This window comes from Tolypothrix sp. PCC 7712 (assembly GCF_025860405.1).
In the GTDB taxonomy this organism is placed as follows: Bacteria; Cyanobacteriota; Cyanobacteriia; order Cyanobacteriales; family Nostocaceae; genus Aulosira; species Aulosira diplosiphon.
In genome coordinates this window covers 3417343-3442266 of the sequence record NZ_CP063785.1, presented here as the reverse complement: position 1 = coordinate 3442266, position 24924 = coordinate 3417343, and the positions used below count along the sequence as shown (strand labels likewise).

Below are 24924 nucleotides of genomic sequence, written 5' to 3'. Positions count from 1 at the left end.
TATATCTAGTTGCAGAAAAAATGACACAAAATCCGGAAAATACTTTAAAAATAGCTCAACAAGCATTTGAGAAATTTACCCACGCCTTAGCTACAGGTGAATGGCAAGGATTTCTAGATATGCTGACAGAAGATTTTAACTTTTGGTTTCCAGTTGGTAAATTCCACGGTTTGAATGAGGGAAAAGAACGCGCTAAAGAGTTTTTTGAATATGTGAGTACATCCTTTCATCCTGGTATCAAGCTAACTTCACTAGACCGAGTTACCAGTAATGAAACAACTGTGGTATTTGAATTTCGAGATGAAGGGCTATTATTCGGAGAACCTTATAAAAATCGCATAGCAGTTTCCTTTGATGTGCGTGGCGACAAAATTTGCGCCTACCGAGAATATTTTGGTAGCGATGGTAAATCCTATTAAAGAAAATACAGTTCAGTTAAGAAAATTAATTGATCATAAAACCAAAAAACTAGTACAACAAGGCGGAATTCAAAATTCAAAATTCAAAATTCAAAATTCAAAATTAAGACAGAGTAATAATTTTGGAGGGGGTTTGGGGGACGCAACCGTCACCCAATCGGGGGTTTGGGGGAGAATCCCCCAATTCTTCTGGCTTTTTTAATAAGTGACAAATCAATCCCTAATGAGCTTAACTGACCTGTATTCTTACTTTTGACTGGTTCGTTCAATTATTTTCAAAATTTGGTTGATTAATTTCTTTGGATTTAGCTTCTGCGGCTTGATATGCATCCAAATAATTTTTACCACCCAACATCACATCACCATAATACTCATAAGGCGCATCGCCATAGATGGGTAGCGGGTCATCTTCGGGATAATCTTCTTTTGACTCTTCGATAATTTCCTTGAGTTCAGTGACATTAAAACTTGCGGCTGGAAAATAGTAAAGCTGCTGCGGGTCTTTTTTCAGAAACGGTAGATTGGGATCGACAATAGACTCTGCTAATTCAATCCAAGCGTGTTCAATAGGTTGATATGGCTTACCAGGGAACACTAAAAATCCCTGAACATACTGGGCTTGATCAGTCGCCAGCGCTGCTTTATAAGCATTATCAAAGGTTTTTTTAGCCTTGCTTTTAATCCGTTGAGAAATTTCAACCGAAAGCGCTTCATCCAATGGTTTATTCATCGATAAAAAGAAGTCAACCCCTACAGGGAATTCAAAATTCACAATTCACAATCACAATTCCCATAAATATTTATGGGCTTGTATCTTTTTCTTCTTTGGTCAAGCACCTACTTCAACATCCTAGCATTCACTAGGACAGTCAACAGTCAACAGTCACCGAACCGCATTACTTTCCTCTCCCGGCTAAATCTTGGGCTTTCGCCTCTGGGTCAAATTGTAAATTAGTATTCCACTTCTGGGCTTGGCGGAATTTAGCGATCGCACCATCAGTATCGCCTACTGGCGCTAACTTCTCACCTTGCATGATTAAAACTGTGGCTGCTTGTAATAACAGAGAAGGATTTTGACAGGAGTTGAGTTCGGCTAAGGTTTCTGGGTGCACAATTAAGTAATTATTGATCAAGCCACAACCATCTTTTACCAACTCATCTAAGTTGAAGTTCCACAGAGTGATTTTGTTGTCAGTACTTGCAGAAGCTAACCGTTTTCCATCTGGACTAAAGGCGACGCTTCTCACCCAATTACCATAATTGCTAGTTATGGTTTTGAGCACTTTCCCAGTGGAGACATCCCAGAGTTTGATAGTGCTGTCATCACTCCCAGAAACCAACTGTTTTCCATCTGGGCTAAAGGCAATACTATTAACTAAATCACTATGACCGTTAAGGGTTTGCAAAACTCTACCTGTGGAGAGTTCCCAAATTTTAATGGTGTTGTCATTACTCCCAGAAGCCAACCTTTTTCCATCTGGACTAAAAGCCACAGTATTCACCCAATCAAGATGACCACTGTTGGCGTAGCGTTCCCCTGGTAGAGTTTGTAGTAGTTTCCCAATGGTGACATCCCAAATTTTAATGGTGTTGTCATTACTCCCAGAAGCCAACTGTTTTCCATCCGGGCTAAAGGTAACGCTATTAACTGAGTCGCGATGACCACTAGTCAAAAATACAAAAAACCCACGGAAATTGTGCAGAAGTTTACCAGTGTGGACATCCCAGATTTTGATGGTTTTATCTTTACTACCAGAAGCTAATTGTTTACCATCAGGGCTAAAGGCGACGCTTTTGACCCAATCGCGATGACCATTGTTAGCGTTGGTTTCAGAAGGAAAGGTTTGCAGGAGTTGACCAGTGGTGATATCCCAGAGTTTGATCGTCTTGTCGTCACTTCCAGAAGCTAACTTTTGGCGATCGCTACTTAAGGCGACGCTATTTACCGCCCCCCGATGTCCATTAAGAGTTTGCAGCAGTTGACCAGTGGTCACATCCCAGAGTTTGATAGTGTCATCATTACTTCCAGAAACCAACTGTTTCCCATCACTGCTAAACGCGAAACTATTGACCCAAGCCTCATGTCCGCTATTGGCGTTACTGTCGGAAGGAAGAGTTTGCTGCACCTTACCAATCGTCACATCCCAAAGTTTGATGGTGTGATCGTTACTTCCAGAAACTAACTGTTGACCATCACCCCTAAAGGCGACACTATTGACCGCCTCCCGATGTCCACTAAGAGTTTGCAGCAGTTTAGCTGTGGTGACATCCCAAAGTTTAATGGTCTTATCATTACTCCCAGAAAGCAATTGCTTACCATCCCTGCTAAAAGCAACGCTATTCACCGGATTGCTATGACCGCTCAAAGTTTGCGGTACTTTGCTGTTGCTGAAATTCCAGAGTTTGATGGTATTATCACTACTTCCAGAAGCTAACTGTTTACCATCATTGCTCAAGGCGACGCTATTGACTGACTGGCTATGACCATTAAAGGTTTGCAGTAGTTTTCCAGTGGAGACATCCCAGAGTTTGATAGTCTTGTCCTTACTCCCAGAAGCTAATTTTTCACCATCACTGCTAAAGGCGACGCTATTGACCACATCGCTATGACCGCTAAAGGTTTGCAGCAGTTTTCCAGTGGAGACATCCCAAAGTTTGATGGTCTTGTCATCATTCCCAGAAGCTAATTTTTCACCATCATTACTCAAAGCAATGGTTTTGATTAAACCGCTATGACCATTAAAAGTTTGCAGTAGTTTCCCGGTGGTCATATCCCAGAGTTTGATGGTCTTGTCCTCACTCCCAGAAGCTAATTTTTGACCATCACTGCTAAAAGCGATGCTAGTAACAGAGTCTTGATGACCGCTATCTATATAGCTTGCTGTTGGCGTAGCCTCTTGTAGATGGGGAAGAGTTTGTATAACTTTACCAGTGGAGACATCCCAGAGTTTAATGGTATTGTCATTACTTCCCGAAGCTAATTTTTGACCATCTGGGCTAAAAGCGACACTATTGACCGCACTATTATGATCGCTGAGGGTTTGTAGTTCTTGAAATTTATTCTGCGGTTGTAAATACACCGCCTCCCGCAATCTTCCCACAACGTGCATTTGGGTAATGGCTGGTGGTGGATTTAATTTCTGCAGTTTTTTCACAGCTTTCAAGGCTTCAATAATCGCATCTCTGGTTTGACCAGAGGCGGAAAAAGTAGCTGAGGAGTTAACCAGGGAGTTAATTTCGTTGATTTCCGCTTGTTTTTTTTGGGCTTCCGCCTCTAATGCCCATCGCCATGAGATAATTGCCAAACTACCGAAGACCAATCCTGCAGCGACGGAAACAATCAAAGCAAATTTGAGTAAGCGATTCAGCTTGGCTTCACCCAATTTTCTTTGCTTGCGTTCATTTTCGAGTTCCGCCATTAACTCTTTCAGCTTCGGTTCTTGTTGCTGGCGGATAAAGGCAGCTAAATAGTCATGTACCAGTTGATAACGCCCGGCGGGGTTTTCTTTTAACAAAACTACTAAGCCTGATTTGACAAAAATTTCTAAAACTAACTCTAATTTTTGGCTCAGAGGTGATTCCCTGGGTAAATTAGGAGTTTCATTGAGATATTTTTGACTTCTTCTCAGCTTTCGCCTTCTATTCCTTTGCTTCCGTGTCTCATTCTCTTCCTTCACAAAGGCTTGTAAGTCCCGTTCTAATTCCACCAAAGTCCTCAGAGGTCGAGTTCCTTTCTCATCGGTGAGTAAATATAGTAATAAATCTGCTAGTTGCTGATTGTCAGCACCGCAATCATGAACAACTTCATTTAAATAATGCTTCACTAGTTGTTCTTTGGTACCGCGTTGCCGATATTCTGCCAAAGTTGTAATATTCTCAGTCTGCAATTGTGCGCCTATCACTTGTAATTCAATTGGGCGCACTTCCCCTAGTTCACTAGCTAAATCTTGCACTAGTTGCTCAATTAACGTAGGCTCTAGGCGAAAGCTAGTATTCTCAGTTAAGCGCTGAATAATTGATTTCGCATCACTAGGCGAGAAATTGCCCAACTTATAAAGCACATTTTTGCTGAGAATATCATTATTAATAATCTGCATATTGGGCAAATCATTGCATTCCAGCAAGTAATGCAAGTAATCTAACCGCAACGACAGGATTACTTTCACAGAGAGAACATTAAAACATTCGCCCAAGAACTCAAAAAATTGCCGCCTCTGCGCTGGTTCAGGATAAGTGAAGAAAAATTCCTCAAATTGGTCAAAAATTAACACAGTGCGGAGGTTTTTTGCTTCATTTTCCCGTAATTGAGCGAGTAAGTCGGGAGGGGATGAGGGAGATGAGGGAGATGAGGGGGATGAGGATGAGGGAGGTGGGGGAGATGAGGGAGATGAGGGGGATTGGGATGAGGGAGGTGGGGGAGATGAGGGAGATGAGGGGGATTGGGATGAGGGAAGTGGGGGAGATGAGGGAGATGAGGGGGATGAGGAAGGGGAAGTTTGAAGATATAAACTTGGAGTATTGTCTTTTGAACTCGGCGTTTTGAGTTCAGAACTCGGAGTGTCGTGTTCAGAACTCAGTCTTTCATGTTCCAAACTAGAAGGTTCATGTTCCAAACTAGAAGGTTCATGTTCAGAACTAGAAGGTTCATGTTCCAAACGAGAAGTTTCTCGTTCTGAACTCGGCCTTTCATGTTCCAAACGAGAAGTTTCTCGTTCTGAAGCTAAAGCTTGAACTTCCAAACTCAAACTTTCCTCTCCCTCATCCCCCTCATCCCCCTCATCTCCCCCACCTTCCTCATCCCTATCCCCCTCATCCCCCTCATCTCCCCCATCCCCTCCATCCCTCCTCTCCCCCATCGCCTCAATCATCACTCGCCCCAACTCTTCTTCCCAGTGGCTATAAAAGCGCATGACAACAGGTAAGTTATCTTGAATACCGATGGCTTTTTGTTTTAAAGCTGGAACCAATCCCGCGTTAATTAAGGAACTTTTACCCACACCCGATTGCCCATGAATGACTATCAACTTATAATCGGGGCGACCGATGCGCTCAATTAAGCGTTCTACATCAAGTAAACGACCAGAGGCGGCGATTTCTGGGGATATATTTTCTTTTAAAGTGGCTGATGCTACTGTTCCTGCAAATACTTGCTTGGTTGAGCCTAAACGTCCAGCACCAATAAACGCCCGCAAGCCAAATTGTTGCTCAACGGAACGCTGCTGTTGTTTAATTTCATAAGCTTTGGCATATTCTTGCTGTTCAAAATAAAGTCGTTGGAGATAATCGAGAATTTGGATATAAAGTTTCAGGTCTTTGAGCGGATTAGTATGATTCTTCGCAGTTTCTAAGCTAGTAATTGCGTCTTGAGTTTGCCCTAAATGATATTGAGAAAGCGCCAGGATAAATTGATATAAGCTGAAATCATGAGCAGCAATCAATTTTTCTGGTAATTCCGATAATAAACCCGATTCTACATGAGGAATAGCTGACCAAATTTGCAATGCTTGCTGAATAAAATTATTTGCTTCTTGCCAAGATTTTTGCACAAGAGCGACTTCGGCTAAAAAGCCATAATCTTTTGCTAGTTCTCTTGGTTGATTGTTAGCTTGATGTATGACTAAAGCTTGCTGGGCAAAACTTTTTAGCTGGTCTGCCAAGTTTTGAAACTGCTGCCAAATCCTCACATCACGGAGAATATCACCTAGTTGTTCAATGGCATCAGCAATTAACTGCGGATTTTGGATTTCAGCCAGTAATTCTATATATTGTTGTAAATAATTTTGAGTTTTTTGCCAATTATAATTATTAATATCTAAATATTTGGCAGCTTTGAGATAATAACACAAAGCTATATTGCCAATAATCTTAACTTGCCGTTCTAAGTTATTACTTTTCTGCCAAAGTGTCAGCGCAGTTTGATAATGTTCTAAAGCCGCATCTAGTTGATGGTTAACTTGTTTGATTAACCCCAGCAATGATTCGATATCAGCCTGAATTTCTAAGCTGTTAAATTCGCCATCACCAAGTAAATCTCTCTGGGCGGCTTGAAGTTCTGTTTCTAATCTGCGATATCCAGCTAAACTCAATGTCAAGTTATTACTAAACCACCTATCGGCAGTTTTTTGTAAAAAAGCAACTAAATCTTGTTTGGAAATAGCAAAGTTTCTGGTAATCGCCCAACTTTCCAAATCAGGCGCAACTTGCATCAGTTGCTTGTGAACTTCATCGTTAATCCACAACACCAAAGGAAAAGGACAATGCTTGCGAAATTCTTCCCGCACCTGATTTGCAGAACTCAGCATCTGCGGTAAATCTTGCACATCCTCTAAACCCACCACCATTAAACAAGCTGGTAATTTTTCTGCAAACTCCTCGCGGATAGCGCTGTACAGCGTCCTGTTAGTTTGTCGGATAGTTAAAATGCTGATTTCCACCCGACAGATTTTTGGTAATTGCACCAGGAGGAGATCGCGCAAGTTAGTATAGTTGCACTTTGCCAAAATTAGCTTAAACTGCCCCACAGAAGCTTCTAACGCCCAAGCTAGTTGTTGCAAAGTGCGATCGTTATTTTCTGGTGGGTGGTTATTATTCATATATGGGACTGGGGACTGGGGATTGGGGGCTGGGGAAATGGGGAAATGGGGAAAGGGGAAGGGGGAAGGGGGAAGGGGGAAGGGGGAAAAGCTGGGGAGAAATTATAGAAAATTCTTATCCTTATTGATGTACATCAGAGATGATGACGATAGTTACGATTAATAATTATTGCGGAGAATATATACCTAAAGGCATATTGCCAAAAGTCAATTTCTTTATATCATAAATAGATGCGATCGCTCTGAAGAAATAGAAAAATTCTAGAATTAAAAGCATATTTAATTCACACTTGCGTAATAAGTTCTAAATAATAAGAGTGTTATCTTAAAAGCAAGGTCATTTACTCAAATTTTGAGGAATAAATCATGACTGCAACGCTTTTAGCAGGTAGTTCTATCGAGTCGTTTTTAGGTCAAGAAGCAGAAGACCTGCTCACCTACAAAGCAAAAGTTTCTCAAGATTTATTACATTTACCGGGGCCAGACTTTGTGGATCGAGTTTGGCTAAATAGCGATCGCAATCCGCAAGTATTGCGTAATCTTCAGCAACTCTATTCTACTGGTCGTTTAGCATATACTGGCTATCTCTCAATTCTGCCAGTAGACCAAGGTATTGAACATTCAGCCGGAGCATCCTTTGCACCTAATCCGATTTATTTTGATCCAGAAAATATTGTGCGGTTAGCAATAGCTGGAGGTTGTAATGCTGTTGCTACAACTTTAGGTGTCTTGGGCAGTGTTTCACGGAAATACGCGCACAAAATCCCCTTCATAGTCAAAATAAATCATAACGAACTTTTGACTTTCCCCAATCAATTCGATCAAGTATTATTTGCTGATGTCGAACAAGCTTGGAATTTGGGTGCAGCAGCTGTTGGCGCGACAATTTATTTTGGTTCTGAACAGTCAACTCGACAAATTCAGGAAATTAGCCAAGCTTTTAAATACGCCCATGAATTGGGGTTAGCAACTATTCTCTGGTGCTATCTGCGGAATAACGCTTTTAAGCAAGATAAAGACTATCATCTTGCGGCTGACCTCACCGGACAAGCAAATCATTTGGGTGTCACGATTGAAGCAGACATTATTAAGCAGAAGTTACCAGAAAATAATCATGGTTACACTGCTGTAGCCAAAGCAACAGGCGAGTCTTACGGTAAAACTAACGAGCGGATTTACACAGACTTAGTAACCGACCATCCCATTGACTTGACTCGCTACCAAGTACTGAATTGCTACTGCGGACGTGCAGGATTAATTAACTCTGGTGGTGCGTCTGGTAAAAATGACTTTGCAGAAGCAGTTCGCACTGCTGTGATTAACAAACGTGCCGGTGGTACTGGCTTAATTTCTGGACGGAAAGCGTTTCAACGTCCCTTTGAAGAAGGAGTGAAATTATTTCACTCCATTCAAGATGTTTACCTATCATCAGATGTGACCATAGCTTAATGCAGAAAACATAGCAAATAAAACAGTAATACCAATTCTTTAAAATTCAGCAACAGGGCTAAATTCATCAACCCTTATGTATCTGACTTTCCCCATTTTAAATTTTGAATTGGTATGAGGTGGGTCATGTATCCACCTTAATTTTTTATAAAAATAATTAATGCTAATCATCAAAAATCTAGCTGGCAATTTACTCGATGGCGAGATGAGACTAAACTAAGATTTTGGCTAATCTTTAAGCAAACTACACTTTGATAATTTATCATCCAATACCGTTTATTTAGCGCCAAAAACCTGAAAATGCGGAGATTGGGTTTATTTCCTCACCCCAACCAGCCCCGGAAATGTTAGGTTTTAAGGCGTTTAACAGAACCTAAAATTTATCCTATAATCACAACTTGGCAATTACAGACAATTGCCATTCAATGGTCAATTACAGCAGAGAAACTATGAAAAGAAGAGAAGTTTTAAAAATTTAAACAATAATTCCGTTGAAATATCCCTTAAAAATGTAATAATATAATGCTTGCAAAAATCTAGTTGTAAATACAAATTTTTTTGCCTGAGCTGAAAAATTTGTATATTGAAAATCAAACTATGCAGGATTATAATTTTTAAATACTGTGCTATAATCGTGCATATAAAGATTATTTTCGGTTGAGCTATTCGTTTTGATTTCACTAAAGCGTCTCTCCGAATTTAAGTCTCTACGCTAACTGGATTCGGAGACAAACCATGTCGATTTATGTTGGGAATTTGTCCTATCAGGTTACAGAAGATGACCTGAAGCGGGCTTTTGCTGAATATGGAACAGTTAATCGCGTTCAACTACCTACAGACCGCGAAACTGGTCGTCCACGTGGCTTTGCATTTGTGGAAATGGACACAGATGCTCAAGAAGTAGCTGCAATTGAAGCACTAGATGGTGCAGAATGGATGGGACGCGATTTGAAAGTCAACAAAGCTAAACCTCGTGAAGAAAGAAGCCCTGCTTCTCGTGGTGGCTGGAATAACAACAACCGTAATAATCGTCGCTACTAAGCCTGGCGCTGAAAACTTAAAATCTAGAGTCTCCAGCAGATAAAGCCCAAGGCTCAATTCTGCTGGAATATTTTATTTCGTCTATTCATCCACATTCAGGAGGAATGAGAATGACCCAAGTAGTCTTAGGAGAGAACGAAGGTATTGAATCAGCTTTACGAAGATTTAAGCGGGAAGTTTCCAAAGCCGGAATTTTCCAAGATATGCGTAAAAAGCGTCACTTTGAAACGCCTTTAGAGAAAGAAAAACGCAAAGCAGTTGCAAGACACAAGCAAAGTCGTAGACAACGTTCTCGCTACAAATAACATTTTTTAGAAATTTGCTCTTCGACTAAATTACTGTGTTTAACTACCATATTGGTAGCTTTACTATCAGCAAGCCCAAAGAAGAGAAGGGAATAGGGGCTAAAGACAGCTAGACATCAATAATAACCTTTAGTAGTAGCACTGTTTTAGCTTGCAGTGCTACTACAAATGTATATAGGACTCCAATACTGCTCGGTTAAGGATGTTCAACTCTTAATTTGGTTTGGGGAAAAGGTGAAAGGGTAAGGGTTAAAGGTTTTTTCTTGCCCCTTTTCTCCTTACCCTTTTGCCCTTAACCGACAAGTATTGTATAGGACTCTTATTTGATTGTTGTAATTCATGTAGCGTGCTTTGAGGATATTTATTAAGTAAATCTTCAGTAGGTTGTTTTAGGCGCTGATTTCCCAGATGATTTGTCACAGAAGCACTATCCTAGCGCCTAACGCACCATCCATGCGGCGATGGGTTACGTTTATTTTGCGGAACTTACAGCTATGTAGAGCTATCTTCTTTGTATACTGACAAAGTGTCGCAGATACTTTCATAATGCCATCTCTGATTCTAGGTTTTCAGATAAAATGTTGCGCCTTTATCATCTTTTAATTGGTGTGATCTTGTTAGCACTAATCCCAGTGGGAATTAAATTTGTTCCACCTCTGTTTTCTGCAAACAATCCCCAGCAGAAAAACCCAGCAGTACAGCCGTTAAATAAACCTAGTCCTAATGAGGGAGAAGGGAATATTTGGCAGGAGATTTTGGTTAATAAGAGTGCGCCAAATAATTGGCAAGTTGTTCCTTGTAAAGGAAATGCACCGCTTTTATGCGTCTCCAGCCAAGGCAAACTTTTAGGTACAGTTGAGATTGGGGTTTACCCATTAGCAAACAATCCCGATTTTCAAAAGAAACTAGAAGCAGTTGGGATTCCCGCAGGTAGCAAAGTCGATTCCCAAAATCCTCAGTACCAAACTCAGATATTGACAGCACTAAAAGCTTGGGTCACAGACTACTATAGTGCTATCTCCAAAGACCGCCAGGCTACTTACAAAAACGATATTATCTTCTCTAGCCATCCCCCCCAAACGGTAACGATTGGAAAACTTCCAGGACTCCGTTATGGATTTGTGGGACTAAAGCGCCAAGGAGGAGTACAAGAACAACATATTGGTCATGTAACCTTTGATGGAACTTCACTTTACGTGATTACTAGTGGCTATGACCCAGCTTTAGCCACAGGCAAGTTTGATAAGTTAGAAGACTGGGCAATTTTCCAACCATATTTATATGCGATCGCAGCTGATATAAATTTGCCCCAAAAATAAATTATTTGTTATGCTCTCAAAACGAGCCGACTACCTGTAGTCCCACAAGCGATTCACCCGCGTCATCACTGCTAATAATGGGGAATAAAATTAACCCATGCTTTTGGCTAAGTTCCAATTGTGCTGTCAGGTATCCTAGTGCAGCCCCAGCTAGCACTTCTGTCAGACGATGACGATTGAGGTTAATTCGGGAATAGGCAATCAAAGATGCGCCAGAATACCAAATTATTGCCGAACCCGGATGATAATGGCTTTGTACAGTAGCGATCGCAAATGCTGCTGTCGCATGACAACTGGGAAAACTATCACGGGAGTCAGAATCGGGGCGCTTCACATCGGTGATTTCTTTTAAAGAAATACAAAGCAGAGTACTGGTAGTCAGGGAGTCTAAAGCTCGTAAAGAGTGTTGTCCGCCTTGTTTCCCATCTTGCAATAGAGGTAGGGTCACACCAGCACCTAAGTACAGCGCAGTTCCGCCACTGGAGACAAAATTAGACAAGTCTTTGTCAAAAGTATCTGCGATCGCTTTCGGAGCCAAAATCGTACAGTATAGGGCAATTAAAGTAGGGCATAATGTTATTAACCTGGAGAGCAAGAGGTTATTTTTCATTTAATTTATGTATAGTAATTTTTGATAAAAATTTTCATGCATAATAAATAGCGATCGCCACTATTTGTTAAAAATAAATATAACTATATTGAGAGAGGCAGAAGAGGCAAGCCTCTTTTACTTTTTCCCAGCAACCTTTACATAATTCGATTATTGATAATTGGTTTGAGTAATAGATAAATATAAACATTACCCATTACTCAATACCAATTACCTCTCAGATTAAATCTCAGCTACAGCTCGTTCAATCAAACGACGCGCCAAAGTTTGCGTTCCTGTGTGTTCATAGTAGTTAGTTGCCACATCCAAAAACGCCCCCAGGTAGTCTAATTTATCATTAGAAATTTCGACAAAATTTTGTAAATGACCAACAACGTTTTGTGGCGTTAAATTATTGGAATTAACTAGATCACCCATCCAACCTTTAACTGAGTCAAAGCTTTGACCAATAAAGTTCAGCTTCCCACTATCATTGTTACCTGGGATAGCATCTTTGATACTTTGAAAAGTTGAGTTTTGTGCTAATTCCTGGGGATTTGTTTGACTGATACTAGATAAAGCTTTGCTGATAAAGTCAGGCCCTAAAGGTATCAAACCATCAACGCAGACTAATGCAACCATGCGAATCAAAGATTCGCCAGCATACTCACCTAAAGAAGCCACAAAATCACCAATGCTATCTCCGGGAATGCCATTAATTTGACAGAAAGCTACCAATTCAGCCACAACTTTTAATGTCAGGTCAATAGTTTGAGCTTTATCTGGTTTGGGAGTGACACTATTTAAAAAACCTAACAGGGGAATTTTTTCGCCCACCTTATTAGCCAAAGCTGCTGCACCTAAGGCTTTATCTGTACCATCAACAGTTTGATATAGCCATAAAGCTGTTTGATAACCTTGAGATTTATCGTTGAATAGATAAATTGCCCGTTCGCCAATTTGTTGAATTAGGGCTTCGTCACTTTCACCAGTTACGGTTTTAATCGTGTTGACAAAGCCTACAGTATTTTGCCACTCACCAGGAGCAACAAAATCTAGGGCGTTCAACATAGAAATAGTCAAACCACTGGTTGGTAGTTCATCAACCAACTGAAAAATCGGTTTACTCAAAATAATCTCCTGATTGCTGTGATGTAATTTTTATTTCTCTTGTGCAGCTTATACCAATTTTGGATTTGAGAATTGAAAACATAGAACACAACGCTGCTTCCAGATTCTCAAACAATACTAACTATGCCAATTTGGTATTATTTGAGTCTCGCCAAACCATTCAGATCGAATTTTTCTAACCAAGCTTCTCTGTCTGTGGCTGTAAATGTTGGGTCTTTAGAAATTGCTTTTACTTGGTATTTACCAACCAAAATAGAAGTTTGAGTATTACCAAGTGTGACTGCAGGATAACCAGCAACTTTTTTGCTACTATTAGAGAATTTTGCTGCTGCAGTGGGAGTACTAGTTGTGTCGGAAATGGCTAATTGCGCTACAACCTTGCCACCTTTTTTCAAATTTGCTTCCGAAAAGCCTTTTTTCTCTTGAGTATAAACGCGCTGGTAGCCATCCCCTCCACTGGGGAAAAATTTGTTCAATTTGCTACCCTGAGTTGCATTTTTAGCAACTGCTTGACCACTTTTTTGGCGACTGCTTTCTTGCTGTGCCTGATCAAAACGTCCAGGGGTTTTAGCGCTACAGGCTGATGTCAGCAATAATACTGATAGTAACAAAGCCGCTAAAATCCTACGCCCACGGGTTAAAGTCATGTTGAGCTTCTCCTTAATGCTTGAGCTTTGAGGCAATTATCAGCGCTTGTCAGGAGTTTCGCAAGAAACTTTACTTTTTGATAATTATTGGTGGGTATCCTGGATTACAGATGTGTTGGGGATGAGGGGGATGAGGGGGAAAAAGACAAACATAAAAACCTCAAAGTCAGAAATTTCTGTCTCTAATTTCTTACTTGAGTTGTAACAATCAAGGTAGATCAATACTTTTCGGAGCCACTATAGCGCAGCTTTCTTGCGCGGTTGCGGCAGCCACAGATTTCTAAGCTTAAAAAATCTTTTTTGGCATAGTCATCCCTAGCATTAAGTAAAGAAATATAACTTATTTACAAATTTGCATAAATACCGTCGGTAGTTGCGTTGATTCTATAGAAGGCATAAACAGCAATTTGCTTCTTACACATTAGGCGTAAGTTGTAATTATGGATATATATTCAAATGCTTCTAGTAACGACCCTAAAAATGATGATCAAATCAGAACTAAACGCCTCGTATCGATAGATTTACTACGTGGTTTGGTGATGGTTTTGATGACATTAGACCATACCAGAGATTTTTTTTCTAATGTTCGTTTTAATGCGTTGGATATAGAACAATCAAATATTTTTCTATTTTTGACGAGATGGATGACCCATTTATGTGCCCCTTCATTCATTTTCCTTGCAGGTGTGGCTGCTTATCTTTCCTTAAAAAGAGGAAAAACAAAGCAAGAGCTAGCTCGTTTTCTATTGATAAGGGGATTTTGGCTAATATTTTTGGAATTAACTGTAGTTAGTTTGGCATGGACATTTTCTCCTGGTACTTTTATGGCAGGAGTACTATGGGCAATTGGTTGGTCTATGGTTGTTTTAGCACTACTAATCCAGTTCCCCATGAGAAATCTAGCTATATTTGGAGTCCTACTGATTATTGGACATAATTTGCTTGATAGTGTGCAAGCTAAACAACTAGGAAATTTTGGCTTTCTTTGGTCATTTCTTCACGAGCGGGCAATGTTTGTATCGACATCAGGAATTCGCTTTTTCTTGGTGTATCCACTTATCCCTTGGGTTGGAGTAATGGTATGTGGCTATGCCTTTGGATATGTGATGACTAAAACCAAGACTCAACGCCTCCGTTGGTTACAAAATTTGGGTTGGGGTTTAATTTTTAGCTTTGTAGTTATCAGAGGGATAAACATTTATGGTGATCCGAAACCTTGGTTAATTCAATCTACATTTTTGAAAACTATATTATCATTCCTCAATTGCAATAAATATCCCCCATCATTAGCTTATTTATTAATTACACTTGGGATAGCTTTTTTGCTACTTTATATATTTGAAAATCAAAACTTATCAGTTCTCAAACCTCTGATTATTTTTGGGAGGGTACCATTATTCTTTTACATTATTCATCTTTGGTTGATACATTTTTCTGCCATTTTGCTAGCCTTACCCAAATATGGATTGAAGGCAATAACTCTGCCCTATCTATTATCTAGCGCTATGCCAAAAGATTATGGATATGATTTACAGTATGTTTATCTTGTATGGATTTTCATAGTTTTTATTCTTTATCTAATATGTAATTGGTATGCTAAGTACAAGGTAAAGAATAAATCTTGGTGGTTACAATTTTTATAAATTTAACTTTCCCTAAATAAAAAAAGCTAACTATCGCAGCTTCATCTGGCAACAAAGGCAATGCCTTCTTTAGGGTGAGAAGCTATGCTTTGAGATTGGTGTTGAACGTTTTGCCAACAACACTAAACTCTGACTGTTGTGCCTTCTAATCTTCAAATTGGTATTATTACACGCACAAGTTGGAGAATGGTTGTTAAAAATAGCTATAGCAATCCTAAATGATTTGTGAAATATTACATGCATGGTTGTTGACTGTTAACCGTTGACAGTCAACAGTCAACAGCCAAAACCGATATTTTTCACAACTGAAATAGGATTGCTATATATTGTTGTTCTGCTTATTTGCCATCGCGATGATTGTGGAATCTAGCAAATAATCTTTGGTAGCAAACACTAAAAATAGCCAATCGCTAATGTTCTAACAACTAGCAATTGGCTATTTTTTGTAACTAACAATTGACAAATCCCTAAGTTAATGCTTCAGCACCACCAACAACTTCTAGAAGTTCTTGAGTAATTGCAGCTTGTCGAGCTTTGTTGTAAGACAACGATAGGGTTCTAATCAATTCACCGGCGTTGTCACTGGCGTTGTTCATCGCCGTCATCCGTGCGGCTAGTTCACTAGCGGCTGATTCTTGTAATGCCCGTAATAGCTGGTTACCCAAATATAAAGGCAATAATGAATCCAGAATTTGTACTGGATCTTGTTCAAAAATCATGTCACGGGGGAAAGGACGGGCTTCGGTAGTCACTTTTTGGCGTTCTACTTCAAATTGACCACCACGGGTTGTTAAGCGGAAGATTTCGTCATCTGCGGCTTCTAAACCTTGAGGATCTAAAGGAAGTAGGGTTTGCACAACTGGACGTGAGCTCACTAAGGAAACAAATCGGGTGTAGATTAATTCGATGCGGTCTACACTTTCCGACAGGAACAAAGACAGCAATTCGTCAGCAATCTTTGTGGCTTCTGCGGCGGTAGGAATTTGTTCTAAACCGCTGTAGGTAGCATCAATGGGTTGGTCACGGCGTTGAAAGTATTGGATAGACTTACGTCCTACCAACACAAATTTGTAATTAATACCTTCGGCTTGGAGTTCCTTGGCACGATTTTCGGCACGGCGAATGACGTTACTATTGTAACCGCCACACAGACCGCGATCGCCTGCAATGACTAACAGCCCGACTGTTTTAACTTCCCGTTTTTTCAGCAGGGGCAAGTTGGCTTCTTCAAACCGCAGACGGGTTTGCAAACCATATAAAACTTGCGCTAATTTATCAGCAAATGGACGGGTAGCTAATACTTGTTCTTGCGCCCGGCGTACTCTCGCCGCCGCTACCAGCCGCATGGCTTCTGTGATTTTTTTGGTGTTTTTGACCGACTGAATGCGATCGCGTATTGCTTTAAGATTGGGCATATTCCGATTTTAGATTTTAGATTTTAGATTTTAGATTTGGAGTTTCGGATTTTAGATTTAATCCAAAATCCAAATTCCAAAATCCAAAATTGTTACGCTGTTGCTTTGAAGGTCTTTTTGAATTCGGTTAGCGCTTCCTTTAAAGCAGCTTCTTCTGCGTCACCCAGTGCTTTGGAAGATTTCACTGCTTCAGCGTACTGAGGTTTGCCGGTCTTCAAGTAATCGCGGAGACCTTTGGTGAAGCTAGTAACTTTGTCTACAGCGATATCATCTAAATAACCGTTGATACCTGCGTAGAGAATTGCTACTTGCTCGTATACGGACAGAGGGTCATTTTGGGGCTGCTTCAAGAGTTCCCGTAAGCGTTGACCTCTGGCCAACTGATCTTGGGTAGCTTTATCTAAGTCAGAAGCAAATTGTGCGAAGGCTTGCAGGTCGTCAAATTGTGCTAGTTCCAATTTAATCTTACCGGCAACTTTCTTCATTGCCTTGGTTTGCGCCGCAGAACCTACACGGGATACGGAGATACCAGGGTTTACCGCCGGACGGATACCAGCGTTAAACAAGTCAGAAGACAAGAAGATCTGACCGTCGGTAATCGAAATTACGTTGGTGGGGATGTATGCAGATACGTCACCTGCTTGGGTTTCGATGATTGGCAGGGCGGTCATGCTACCTTTACCCAATTCATCACTCAGCTTCGCTGCTCTTTCTAATAAGCGAGAGTGAATGTAGAATACGTCTCCGGGGTAAGCTTCCCGTCCGGGTGGACGACGTAGCAGCAAGGACATTTGCCGATAAGCTTGGGCTTGCTTGGAAAGGTCATCGTAAATGACGAGAGTAGCTTTGCCTCTGTACATGAAGTACTCAGCAATGGTGGCTCCGGTGTAAGGAGCGAGGAATTGTAGAGTTGCAGGGTCACTGGCGTTAGCGGCGACGACTACGGTGTAGTCCATTGCGCCTTTGTCTTGCAGTGTTTGGACAACGTTAGCAACGGTGGAAGCTTTTTGACCAACGGCAACGTAGACACAAACGACATCTTCACCTTTTTGGTTGATGATGGTGTCAATTGCGATCGCGGTTTTCCCAGTTTGACGGTCACCAATGATTAACTCGCGCTGACCGCGACCGATGGGAATCATGGAGTCGATAGCTGTAATCCCGGTTTGCATCGGTTCGTGTACAGAACGACGAGCGATAATACCAGGAGCTGGAGATTCAATCAAACGGCTTTCTGAAGACTTGATATCTCCCTTGCCATCGATGGGACGACCTAATGCATCAACAACTCGTCCAATCAAAGCTTCCCCTACGGGTACTTGGGCAATTCTTCCAGTAGCGGTTACAGAGCTACCTTCTTGAATTTCCCGACCTTCACCCATTAACACCGCGCCCACGTTGTCTTCTTCTAAGTTTTGGGCGATGCCAACTGTGCCGTCTTCAAATTCCAATAGCTCCCCAGCCATAGCCTTTTCCAGACCATAGATCCGGGCAATACCGTCACCTACTTGTAATACGGTACCGACGTTAGCAACTTTGACATCTTGGTCGTATTGCTCGATTTGCTGTTGAATAATGCTACTAATTTCGTCAGGTCTGATTGAAATGCTCATGTGTCTAACTTTTTTTCTTGGGAGACGGAACAGAGTAATCGGTTCACCGAAACTTCTGAATTTCTATGAACTGCTTAAGCGCAAAGAAAGGCGGCGCAACTGACCCCGTAAACTAGCGTCAATTACCTGCGATCCTACTTTAATGATCAAACCACCAATTAAATCACGGTCGGTTTTGATTTCCAGTTCTACTTGGCGAGCATTAGTGATGGACAAAACCTTGTCTTTTACAGCTTGTTGTTGAGCTTCTGTGAGGGGAACAGCTGAAGTAACTTCCGCTAACACGGTTTGATTCAGCTGGCGCAACAACGCTAAATACTGCTGCAAAATCGCTTCCAAGAAGAAAATCCGGCGCTTGTCTACCAGCAGCTGCAAAAATCTGCGTAAGTACTGATTTGCGCCATCACCCAATATTTGAGTGATTACTGCTTTTTTCTTTTCAGGCTGAATAAAAGGGTTGTCAATTAAGTTTTGCAGTGGCGCTGAATTTTTCAACAAATTCAGCAATGCGCGCGCATCTTCACCAAATTCTTCCGTCAGATTTTGGGATTGAGCAATTGACATCAGAGCCTGTGCGTAAGGTTGGGCGACTTCGGCTGTTTCTACATTACTTTTCATCAGCTTCCTCCCACCTGCGCGATACTGCGGTCAATTATTGTTTGTTGAACATCGTCAGCAATACCAGTCCGCAGTTCTGACTCGACTTTTTGCAATGCTAATGCAGCTACCCTCTGGCGCAGTTCGGCCAGCGCTCGCTCTCTTTCTGTGTTCAAATCTGCTGCTGCTGTTTGTTGCAAGCGTTCTACGTCTTGCGCTGCTTTTGCCAACAGAGCTTCTTTAGCCGCTTGGGCGCTTTCTTCGGCAGCTTTGCGGATGCGTTGCGCTTCTGCCTGAGCTTGAGTTAACTGCTCTTGCGCCTGAGATAAAGCAATTTGTGCCTCTTTTTGGCGCTTTTCTGCTTCCCGAACTGCGGTTTCAATATTTGACCGTCGCTCGGTGAGGATATTGCTTAAAACTTTACGTCCGAAGTAGAATAATATGCCAACCAGAATCGCTAGGTTAATGAGATTGGTTTCAAACAGGTCTAGGTTTAGACCGAAACCACCTTCTGCTGCGCCTTCTGCTAATTCAGAGTGTTCTGTGGCAAGTAATAAGAATGTGCCCATGTTACCCATCTACAAGTGCGCTGCTCGCTTGCTAATACGTTGTATTTTCCTTTAGGGAAATAAAGGTTCTTAACTTCTCTAAGATCTATTAAGTTGCTGAACTTCCCGAAGGAAAAAAGTGCCTTTTTTGGACACTTAATTAAGCGCTTCGTGGCAATTGCCCATCTGCGCGTATGCTTTCACAGAACCTAATACTGTCGCTTATCTAGCGAGAGCCGGCCCTAATAGTTTTTCTAGAATCTGTCTGCTTAGAGCATCAACTTGTTGTTCTAACTCGCTAAAAGCTTGTTGTTTTTGTTGCTCTATTTCAATAGCAGCTCGTTCTCTTTCTTGTTGAGCTTCCTGTTGCGCTTCAGCGATTTTTTGGGCAGTAATTTTCTTAGCTTCCAACTGAGCTGCTTCTATAGCCGCTTGCGATTGCCTGCGAGCGTCTGCTAGTTGTTGCTCATATTCCTGGGTTAAGCGTTCGGCTTTAGCCAAGCGTTCTTTGGCATCAAGGGTATTCGTTCGGATGTAATTATCGCGATCGTCCAGCACCTTGGTCAGTGGCTTATAGAAAATTACATTCAATAAAGCTGCTAACAACAGGAACTGCAATGCCATAAAGGGCAAAGTAGCATCGAAATCAAACATTTCTCTCCTCTTTGGCTGGAGTAGCAGTGTTCATGGCTAGCAAAATCATCCAACCGTTTAAATTTTAGGAACCCTTAGCCAACAAGGGTAACTTACATCAGAACGACTAAATACCCAAAAGATTTTAATTGTAGAGATGTGAAGATTCACGTCTCTACAATCATAAAACTTTTAGGTCTTAGGCAAAGGGGTTAGCAAATAGCAACACCAAAGCGATTACCAGACCGTAAATGGTGAGGGATTCCATGAACGCCAAGGTTAACAGTAGAGTACCCCGAATTTTGCCTTCTGCTTCGGGTTGACGGGCGATACCTTCTACTGCTTGACCTGCAGCATTACCTTGACCGATACCAGGGCCAATTGCAGCTAAACCAATTGCTAGAGCAGCAGCCAGAACTGAAGCAGCAGAAACTAATGGATCCATGATGATTTTCCTTGCTTGAAGTACAGAACTAACAAAAGTAGGTTAACTAGTAAAGACGTGGTTTCCACGCTGCACCGAGTTCTCACAAATCGCACTGGGCGATGTTTTGAGCATCTATGCTCGTCGGAACTGTGCTATCTCCTGAGAAGCGTTAATGATGCTCCTCATGCTCATCTCCACCATGTCCCTCCATCGCCTCATGAATATAAGCCCCAGCCAGGGTAGCAAATACCAGGGCTTGGATGGCACTGGTAAATAAACCCAAAGCCATCACAGGCAGAGGTATAAATAGAGGAACAAGCAGAACCAGCACCGCTACAACCAATTCATCCGCCAATATATTTCCGAATAGACGGAAGCTTAGGGAGAGGGGCTTGGTGAAATCTTCTAGGATCGCGATCGGCAACAGAACAGGCGTTGGCTCAATATACTTTTTAAAGTAGCCCAAACCCCGCTTGCTAAAACCCGCGTAAAAATACGCCAAAGAGGTCAGCAATGCCAATGCTACGGTCGTATTGATGTCATTGGTGGGAGCTGCTAATTCACCAGAAGGTAACTTGATTAGTTTCCAAGGGATGAGCGCGCCTGACCAGTTCGATACGAATATAAACAAGAACAATGTGCCAATGAATGGCACCCAAGGGCGGTACTCTTTCTCACCAAGTTGGTTTTTTGCCAGATCCCGAATAAATTCTAGGGCATATTCCATCAAATTTTGGATGCCGCGAGGAATTCTTTGTGCATTGCGAGTAGCAGCTAGTGAGGCTATTACTAGAATGCCAATCACAAACCATGAGGTGAGAAAAACCTGCCCATGAATTTTCAGATTGCCCAATTGCCAGTAGAAATGATGACCTACTTCTAATTCGGCTAGGGGAAATGAATTAAAGGCGTTTAAGACACTAAGCATTTGCATTCTTCAAGCATTTTCCCCAACGAGCGAGGATGGGAGTATTGTCTTTGTGAGCCTGACTTGTTAAGAATCAGGAAGAAACGCAGTTTGCACGGTGTAGACGAGGAGCGTGGCTTTGTAAGTTAGAAATCCCAAAAAAATGGGCAAAATCTGTAACTCATGCCATTGAGTTGCTAATACAATCAACCCAATAAATAGAGCAAAACGACTTTTACTCAGACGCTTTTTCTCACCACCGAGTCGCTCAACGTCTTTGGCCAGCATTTTTAAGTAAACCACACCTGTACACGCTCCAATCAAATAATTCAGAGCAATGTTTAGGGAATAAAAAATCCACACAGAGATAAATATTATCCCTGTCAACACAAGTGTGATTACCAACAACTTCTGGTAGAGTTGATAGAACTCTCCCATAGAGTTTACTCGTTCTTCGTCATCAGAACCAGATTGAGCATTTGGTGTTGTTGTTGGAGTCGATGCAGTTGATTCGTCTGACAAGCTCACGAGACTCGAAACCAGTACAGATAAGGATGATGACTGCACATCCAGTCAGCTGAATCATATCACGATCTGGTAACAATACTTTAGAAAAAAACAATTAACTTGTTGTTCAGCAGCCAGGAACCAACCAAATAAGGGGCGATGAGGAGAATTAGAGACAGGGTTAGACCTAGTCACAGACACCTTTACAATAGCTCTTGATCTGGCGATCGCTTGCTGCTTAATAATTTTCTTAAGGTCTATTCAGTAAAAGTACTAATACTCGAGTTGTAATGCCTAGATGTTACAACAATTGATCAAATATTCTGCCAAGATTTACAAGAGCGATCGCTCTTGATTACGAATCTAAATTGTAGCTAGTTAGTATAATTTTCAAGTCAGCCATTCATACCAGGTTCTGACACAAGTCTTGCCATGAAAATCTGTCTTTCCCATACCCAATGCCCTAAATTATGAATGCCCCTCAGAGAGAATTACAGGCAATCTCTAGGGGCATAAATTTATGTCTTATCAAAGTGGTTGTTGCACCCCGTTAACTAAGAGGAGGTTTGAGTGAGAAGGGTTTATTAACTAAGCTTTCTGCACAGACTCAGCTTTCTTGCGCTTCAGCCAAGTACCAAAGCCAATAGCTACTAATGTGCCACCAACTGTCATAGGTTCAGGGACATCTTCTATAGGCCCAGTGGTATTCCCAGCATTGAACTGAGTACCATTGAGAACTGAGAAACTGACTGTAGCTGGTGTTGTAAATTTACTGATTATAGAAAAATCTAATCCTGCAAAGGGGTTCCCTATTGCAGTACCTGTTGCTGCTTTCTTCAGTGTCAAAACAACCTGATTTTCATCAAATCCAAAAATCTTCAGAAATGATGAATCTGCAACATTAACATTAGTTACGCCAGCCAAACCAGAAACTGTAATGGTACTACTTTTAGCCAACGTTTCATTGTTTGTATCGGTAACTACATTGTAATTAAATGTGCCACCAGCTTGGCTAGCGAACTTGACACTTGCAGCTTCAGAGGGTTTAGCACTAACAGCAGCAACAGACAAGATAACACTAGTAGCGGCAATACTCAGCTTTTTCGCTAATTTCATCCGCAAATTCTCCTTTAATTAATGTAGAACTACGTAAGTACAAGCTCGTAAGAGATAACAAGTACAATGTATTAGCATTTACTTTTATACGGAAGCAAAAAAAGTATTTTTGAATAAAACTTTATATTTTTGCAGGGTTTTGTAAATTTCGGGTAAATGTATATTTTTTGAATAAAAAAAATCCGGATAGTTCAAAATCCGAACTTTTATTGTTATGTAAGCACTTGAGTGAGATAGTGGAAATCCTGAATAGGTAATTACATAGCTTGGTTTAACCGCGTGAGCTAACTGAGTCCAAATCTATTGAGGTTGGAGTCAACATCACTATTTGTTGCTTGAGCAGCTGTTTCACTTTATCTAACTCTAGCTGTACAGCAGATATTATTTGCGCCACTGTAGAATTACCATCACAGCGTTGTAGAAATTCCAACTCTTCTGCTGACAAATTAACTATTTGGTAATCGTAGTTAAATATACATTGGCTGGGAAAGCCATCTATACAAGGATTAAGTTCAGGAATTGCCTGCAATAGAGCGTTATCATCTGACCAATCAGCTTTCGTAATCGGAGGACGACCTAGGAAAAATTCGTAATGGGTAACTTCTGGATCGAGTAATTCAATTAAACGGTAGATTTGGCGTTGGCGTAGCCTGCCGGAGGCATCGCTCAAGTTTTTAGTTCGCTCCATCAAATCGGGTGCTTTCGCTAAAAGTCTGTCTAATTGCCAGAAACCAGGATTGGAGAAACCGATAAACTCTAAGCCAGAAGCGTCAATTAATTCAAATAGCGTCTCAATGTTGTAATCAATCTCTTGGGGATGAACATACATATCAGCGAAGTTTTCATCCCGATGATTTTCTAATGACCAGCGCTCTTTTTCCCGTTTGGCAATCCTATTATTTTCTGGTAAAGAAGCGAATATTTGCCGCCCAACTTGTACCCCATCACGGTAATCGCCACGTTTTTCACCTTGAAGGAGAGCGATCGCTTTTTGCATCAGTTGAATTTCCCAGCGTCCCAACTCACCATATACAAAAATGTGCATCAAACCGCCTGGGGCTAACTTTTTGGCTAAGGCTTGAATTCCACGAATGGGGTCAGAGGTATGATGCAAAACGCCAACGCAATTAATTAAGTCAAATTCACCTGGTAGCTGTTCGACATCGAACAAACTCAGGTGATGAAACTCCACACGGTTAGCGCCAGAACGTTGACAACGTTCTTTTGCGACTGCCAATGTACCAGCACTCAGGTCAATACCGACGACTTGTGCGTGAGGGTTAAGATGCACCAAGTATTCTGTTCCCACCCCAGAGCCACATCCTGCATCTAAAATCCGAATATTCTGCTTTTGTGGCTTCTGTCCAGTGCAAAAATTATAAGCTGCTAGCCAATTCCAACGCCAATTGTACCCAGGTGGGGCTTCATCAAGCAGTGGTTCTGGCGGAAATGGATAGGTATCGTAGAGTTTGGCAACAGCAGTGCTAACGGTTTGAGGATCTGACATTTTTGAAGCGACAATGCAGCAATTCTGAGTTTATCGAATACTGGACATTTAGGGTATAGCTGGTGATAAAAGAGGCAGGGGAGATGAGGGGGATGAGGTGGATGAGGGAGATGAGCAGAAATAACAAACACCCAATTACCAATTACCCAATCCCCATTTTCAAGACAAGGTCAATCCAAAATCCAAAATCTAAAATCCAAAATTCTTTGTTTCTAATCGCAAATCTTTTTAAATAGGCAAATCTGTGCCGTAGGTTTTTGTAAACCATTAGTTACAAAACTTAATCTTAATCTCAGATAACTAAGAGTGCTGGCTATAGAATTTATAACTTTGATGCGTCAGATTCTACATACTTCTTAATAAATCAACAGGTAAGCCGCAAAACGTTCTAATCTAAAAGCTGACTGGGTTAATTTACTGGCAGTTTTGAAGGCGGTACTCTTAAGGCATGACCACCGATGTGTCAAGCCTCAAAGCGACCCAGACTTAACACATAAATGCTTATGATGGGAGTTTTA

The 24924-nt window shown here is 41.3% G+C and carries 22 protein-coding genes; 7 read left to right on the top strand and 15 right to left on the bottom strand.

The window, feature by feature from the left end:
• The first annotated feature begins 20 nt into the window (after positions 1-20).
• Both HGR01_RS14240 and HGR01_RS14235 read left to right on the top strand, forming a co-directional pair.
• On the top strand, positions 21-419 hold the full coding sequence (locus HGR01_RS14240; RefSeq protein ID WP_045870428.1) for a nuclear transport factor 2 family protein: 399 nt from the start codon (positions 21-23) through the stop codon (positions 417-419).
• On the top strand, positions 403-621 hold the full coding sequence (locus HGR01_RS14235; protein WP_045870429.1) for a hypothetical protein: 219 nt from the start codon (positions 403-405) through the stop codon (positions 619-621). The genes HGR01_RS14240 and HGR01_RS14235 overlap by 17 nt, the downstream gene beginning before the upstream one ends.
• Before the next feature lie 63 nt (positions 622-684).
• Here HGR01_RS14235 and HGR01_RS14230 read toward each other — a convergent pair whose 3' ends face one another.
• Positions 685-1149, bottom strand: coding sequence for a hypothetical protein (locus HGR01_RS14230; protein WP_045870430.1), 465 nt, complete (start codon positions 1147-1149; stop codon positions 685-687).
• A 166-nt stretch (positions 1150-1315) separates the two neighbouring features.
• The gene (locus tag HGR01_RS14225) at positions 1316-7012 is read right to left on the bottom strand and encodes a ribosome assembly protein 4 (RefSeq protein WP_045870431.1); all 5697 of its coding nucleotides are present in this window, start codon (positions 7010-7012) and stop codon (positions 1316-1318) included.
• Positions 7013-7378: 366 nt separating this feature from the next.
• On the opposite strand from HGR01_RS14225, the gene HGR01_RS14220 reads away from it, so the two are divergent.
• The 4 genes from HGR01_RS14220 (at position 7379) to HGR01_RS14205 (ending at position 11126) form a co-directional block, all read left to right on the top strand.
• Positions 7379-8461, top strand: a complete 1083-nt coding sequence (locus HGR01_RS14220) for a class I fructose-bisphosphate aldolase (protein ID WP_045870432.1) — start codon at positions 7379-7381, stop codon at positions 8459-8461.
• A gap of 735 nt (positions 8462-9196) precedes the next feature.
• Complete coding sequence (locus HGR01_RS14215) at positions 9197-9502, top strand: RNA recognition motif domain-containing protein (RefSeq protein WP_045870433.1); 306 nt, start codon at positions 9197-9199, stop codon at positions 9500-9502.
• 110 nt (positions 9503-9612) lie between these two features.
• A complete protein-coding gene (gene rpsU / locus HGR01_RS14210) occupies positions 9613-9807 on the top strand; it encodes a 30S ribosomal protein S21 (RefSeq protein WP_045870434.1) in 195 nt (64 codons plus the stop codon).
• Positions 9808-10385: 578 nt separating this feature from the next.
• Positions 10386-11126, top strand: coding sequence for a hypothetical protein (locus HGR01_RS14205; RefSeq protein WP_045870435.1), 741 nt, complete (start codon positions 10386-10388; stop codon positions 11124-11126).
• Positions 11127-11142: 16 nt separating this feature from the next.
• On the opposite strand, the gene HGR01_RS14200 is transcribed toward HGR01_RS14205, so the two are convergent.
• The 3 genes from HGR01_RS14200 to HGR01_RS14190 form a co-directional block, all read right to left on the bottom strand.
• A complete protein-coding gene (locus HGR01_RS14200; RefSeq protein WP_045870436.1) occupies positions 11143-11736 on the bottom strand; it encodes a phosphatase PAP2 family protein in 594 nt (197 codons plus the stop codon).
• Positions 11737-11958: 222 nt separating this feature from the next.
• Positions 11959-12846 (bottom strand): hypothetical protein, encoded by an 888-nt coding sequence (locus HGR01_RS14195; RefSeq protein WP_045870437.1) that lies wholly within the window; start codon positions 12844-12846, stop codon positions 11959-11961.
• A 137-nt stretch (positions 12847-12983) separates the two neighbouring features.
• Positions 12984-13493, bottom strand: coding sequence for a hypothetical protein (locus HGR01_RS14190; protein WP_045870438.1), 510 nt, complete (start codon positions 13491-13493; stop codon positions 12984-12986).
• Between the two features lie 440 nt (positions 13494-13933).
• On the opposite strand from HGR01_RS14190, the gene HGR01_RS14185 reads away from it, so the two are divergent.
• Complete coding sequence (locus HGR01_RS14185; RefSeq protein ID WP_045870439.1) at positions 13934-15136, top strand: DUF1624 domain-containing protein; 1203 nt, start codon at positions 13934-13936, stop codon at positions 15134-15136.
• 467 nt (positions 15137-15603) lie between these two features.
• Here the strand turns inward: HGR01_RS14185 and HGR01_RS14180 are convergent, their stop codons facing one another.
• The 10 genes from HGR01_RS14180 to HGR01_RS14135 all read right to left on the bottom strand — a co-directional run bounded on the left by HGR01_RS14180 (position 15604) and on the right by HGR01_RS14135 (position 24406).
• Positions 15604-16551 carry a F0F1 ATP synthase subunit gamma gene (locus HGR01_RS14180; protein WP_045870440.1) on the bottom strand — a complete coding sequence of 316 codons (948 nt, stop codon included), beginning with the start codon at positions 16549-16551 and terminating at the stop codon, positions 15604-15606.
• A gap of 92 nt (positions 16552-16643) precedes the next feature.
• Positions 16644-18164 carry a F0F1 ATP synthase subunit alpha gene (atpA, locus tag HGR01_RS14175; RefSeq protein WP_045870441.1) on the bottom strand — a complete coding sequence of 507 codons (1521 nt, stop codon included), beginning with the start codon at positions 18162-18164 and terminating at the stop codon, positions 16644-16646.
• Positions 18165-18227: 63 nt separating this feature from the next.
• Complete coding sequence (gene atpH / locus HGR01_RS14170) at positions 18228-18782, bottom strand: ATP synthase F1 subunit delta (RefSeq protein ID WP_045870442.1); 555 nt, start codon at positions 18780-18782, stop codon at positions 18228-18230.
• The gene (locus HGR01_RS14165) at positions 18782-19339 is read right to left on the bottom strand and encodes a F0F1 ATP synthase subunit B (protein WP_045870443.1); all 558 of its coding nucleotides are present in this window, start codon (positions 19337-19339) and stop codon (positions 18782-18784) included. Before HGR01_RS14165 ends, atpH begins: the two co-directional genes overlap by 1 nt.
• Positions 19340-19531: 192 nt before the next feature.
• Positions 19532-19963: a F0F1 ATP synthase subunit B' gene (locus HGR01_RS14160; protein ID WP_045870444.1), complete on the bottom strand. Its 432-nt coding sequence runs from the start codon at positions 19961-19963 to the stop codon at positions 19532-19534.
• A 178-nt stretch (positions 19964-20141) separates the two neighbouring features.
• Positions 20142-20387, bottom strand: a complete 246-nt coding sequence (atpE, locus tag HGR01_RS14155; protein WP_015112744.1) for an ATP synthase F0 subunit C — start codon at positions 20385-20387, stop codon at positions 20142-20144.
• A 151-nt stretch (positions 20388-20538) separates the two neighbouring features.
• The gene (gene atpB / locus HGR01_RS14150) at positions 20539-21303 is read right to left on the bottom strand and encodes a F0F1 ATP synthase subunit A (protein WP_190585891.1); all 765 of its coding nucleotides are present in this window, start codon (positions 21301-21303) and stop codon (positions 20539-20541) included.
• A 60-nt stretch (positions 21304-21363) separates the two neighbouring features.
• Positions 21364-21804 carry an ATP synthase subunit I gene (locus tag HGR01_RS14145; RefSeq protein WP_045870445.1) on the bottom strand — a complete coding sequence of 147 codons (441 nt, stop codon included), beginning with the start codon at positions 21802-21804 and terminating at the stop codon, positions 21364-21366.
• Positions 21805-22371: 567 nt separating this feature from the next.
• Positions 22372-22899, bottom strand: coding sequence for a PEP-CTERM sorting domain-containing protein (locus HGR01_RS14140; protein ID WP_045870446.1), 528 nt, complete (start codon positions 22897-22899; stop codon positions 22372-22374).
• Positions 22900-23170: 271 nt separating this feature from the next.
• Positions 23171-24406, bottom strand: coding sequence for a class I SAM-dependent methyltransferase (locus tag HGR01_RS14135; protein ID WP_045870447.1), 1236 nt, complete (start codon positions 24404-24406; stop codon positions 23171-23173).
• Positions 24407-24924 lie beyond the last annotated feature (518 nt).

Bases quoted from the DNA above. Each gene is read 5' to 3' on its own strand.
- HGR01_RS14240 (WP_045870428.1), top strand. From the start codon at position 21: ATGACACAAAATCCGGAAAATACTTTAAAAATAGCTCAACAAGCATTT.
- HGR01_RS14235 (WP_045870429.1), top strand. From the start codon at position 403: ATGGTAAATCCTATTAAAGAAAATACAGTTCAGTTAAGAAAATTAATT.
- HGR01_RS14230 (WP_045870430.1), bottom strand. From the start codon at position 1,149: ATGAATAAACCATTGGATGAAGCGCTTTCGGTTGAAATTTCTCAACGG.
- HGR01_RS14225 (WP_045870431.1), bottom strand. From the start codon at position 7,012: ATGAATAATAACCACCCACCAGAAAATAACGATCGCACTTTGCAACAA.
- HGR01_RS14220 (WP_045870432.1), top strand. From the start codon at position 7,379: ATGACTGCAACGCTTTTAGCAGGTAGTTCTATCGAGTCGTTTTTAGGT.
- HGR01_RS14215 (WP_045870433.1), top strand. From the start codon at position 9,197: ATGTCGATTTATGTTGGGAATTTGTCCTATCAGGTTACAGAAGATGAC.
- rpsU (WP_045870434.1), top strand. From the start codon at position 9,613: ATGACCCAAGTAGTCTTAGGAGAGAACGAAGGTATTGAATCAGCTTTA.
- HGR01_RS14205 (WP_045870435.1), top strand. From the start codon at position 10,386: ATGTTGCGCCTTTATCATCTTTTAATTGGTGTGATCTTGTTAGCACTA.
- HGR01_RS14200 (WP_045870436.1), bottom strand. From the start codon at position 11,736: ATGAAAAATAACCTCTTGCTCTCCAGGTTAATAACATTATGCCCTACT.
- HGR01_RS14190 (WP_045870438.1), bottom strand. From the start codon at position 13,493: ATGACTTTAACCCGTGGGCGTAGGATTTTAGCGGCTTTGTTACTATCA.
- HGR01_RS14185 (WP_045870439.1), top strand. From the start codon at position 13,934: ATGGATATATATTCAAATGCTTCTAGTAACGACCCTAAAAATGATGAT.
- HGR01_RS14180 (WP_045870440.1), bottom strand. From the start codon at position 16,551: ATGCCCAATCTTAAAGCAATACGCGATCGCATTCAGTCGGTCAAAAAC.
- atpA (WP_045870441.1), bottom strand. From the start codon at position 18,164: ATGAGCATTTCAATCAGACCTGACGAAATTAGTAGCATTATTCAACAG.
- atpH (WP_045870442.1), bottom strand. From the start codon at position 18,782: ATGAAAAGTAATGTAGAAACAGCCGAAGTCGCCCAACCTTACGCACAG.
- HGR01_RS14165 (WP_045870443.1), bottom strand. From the start codon at position 19,339: ATGGGTAACATGGGCACATTCTTATTACTTGCCACAGAACACTCTGAA.
- HGR01_RS14160 (WP_045870444.1), bottom strand. From the start codon at position 19,963: ATGTTTGATTTCGATGCTACTTTGCCCTTTATGGCATTGCAGTTCCTG.
- atpE (WP_015112744.1), bottom strand. From the start codon at position 20,387: ATGGATCCATTAGTTTCTGCTGCTTCAGTTCTGGCTGCTGCTCTAGCA.
- atpB (WP_190585891.1), bottom strand. From the start codon at position 21,303: ATGCAAATGCTTAGTGTCTTAAACGCCTTTAATTCATTTCCCCTAGCC.
- HGR01_RS14140 (WP_045870446.1), bottom strand. From the start codon at position 22,899: ATGAAATTAGCGAAAAAGCTGAGTATTGCCGCTACTAGTGTTATCTTG.
- HGR01_RS14135 (WP_045870447.1), bottom strand. From the start codon at position 24,406: ATGTCAGATCCTCAAACCGTTAGCACTGCTGTTGCCAAACTCTACGAT.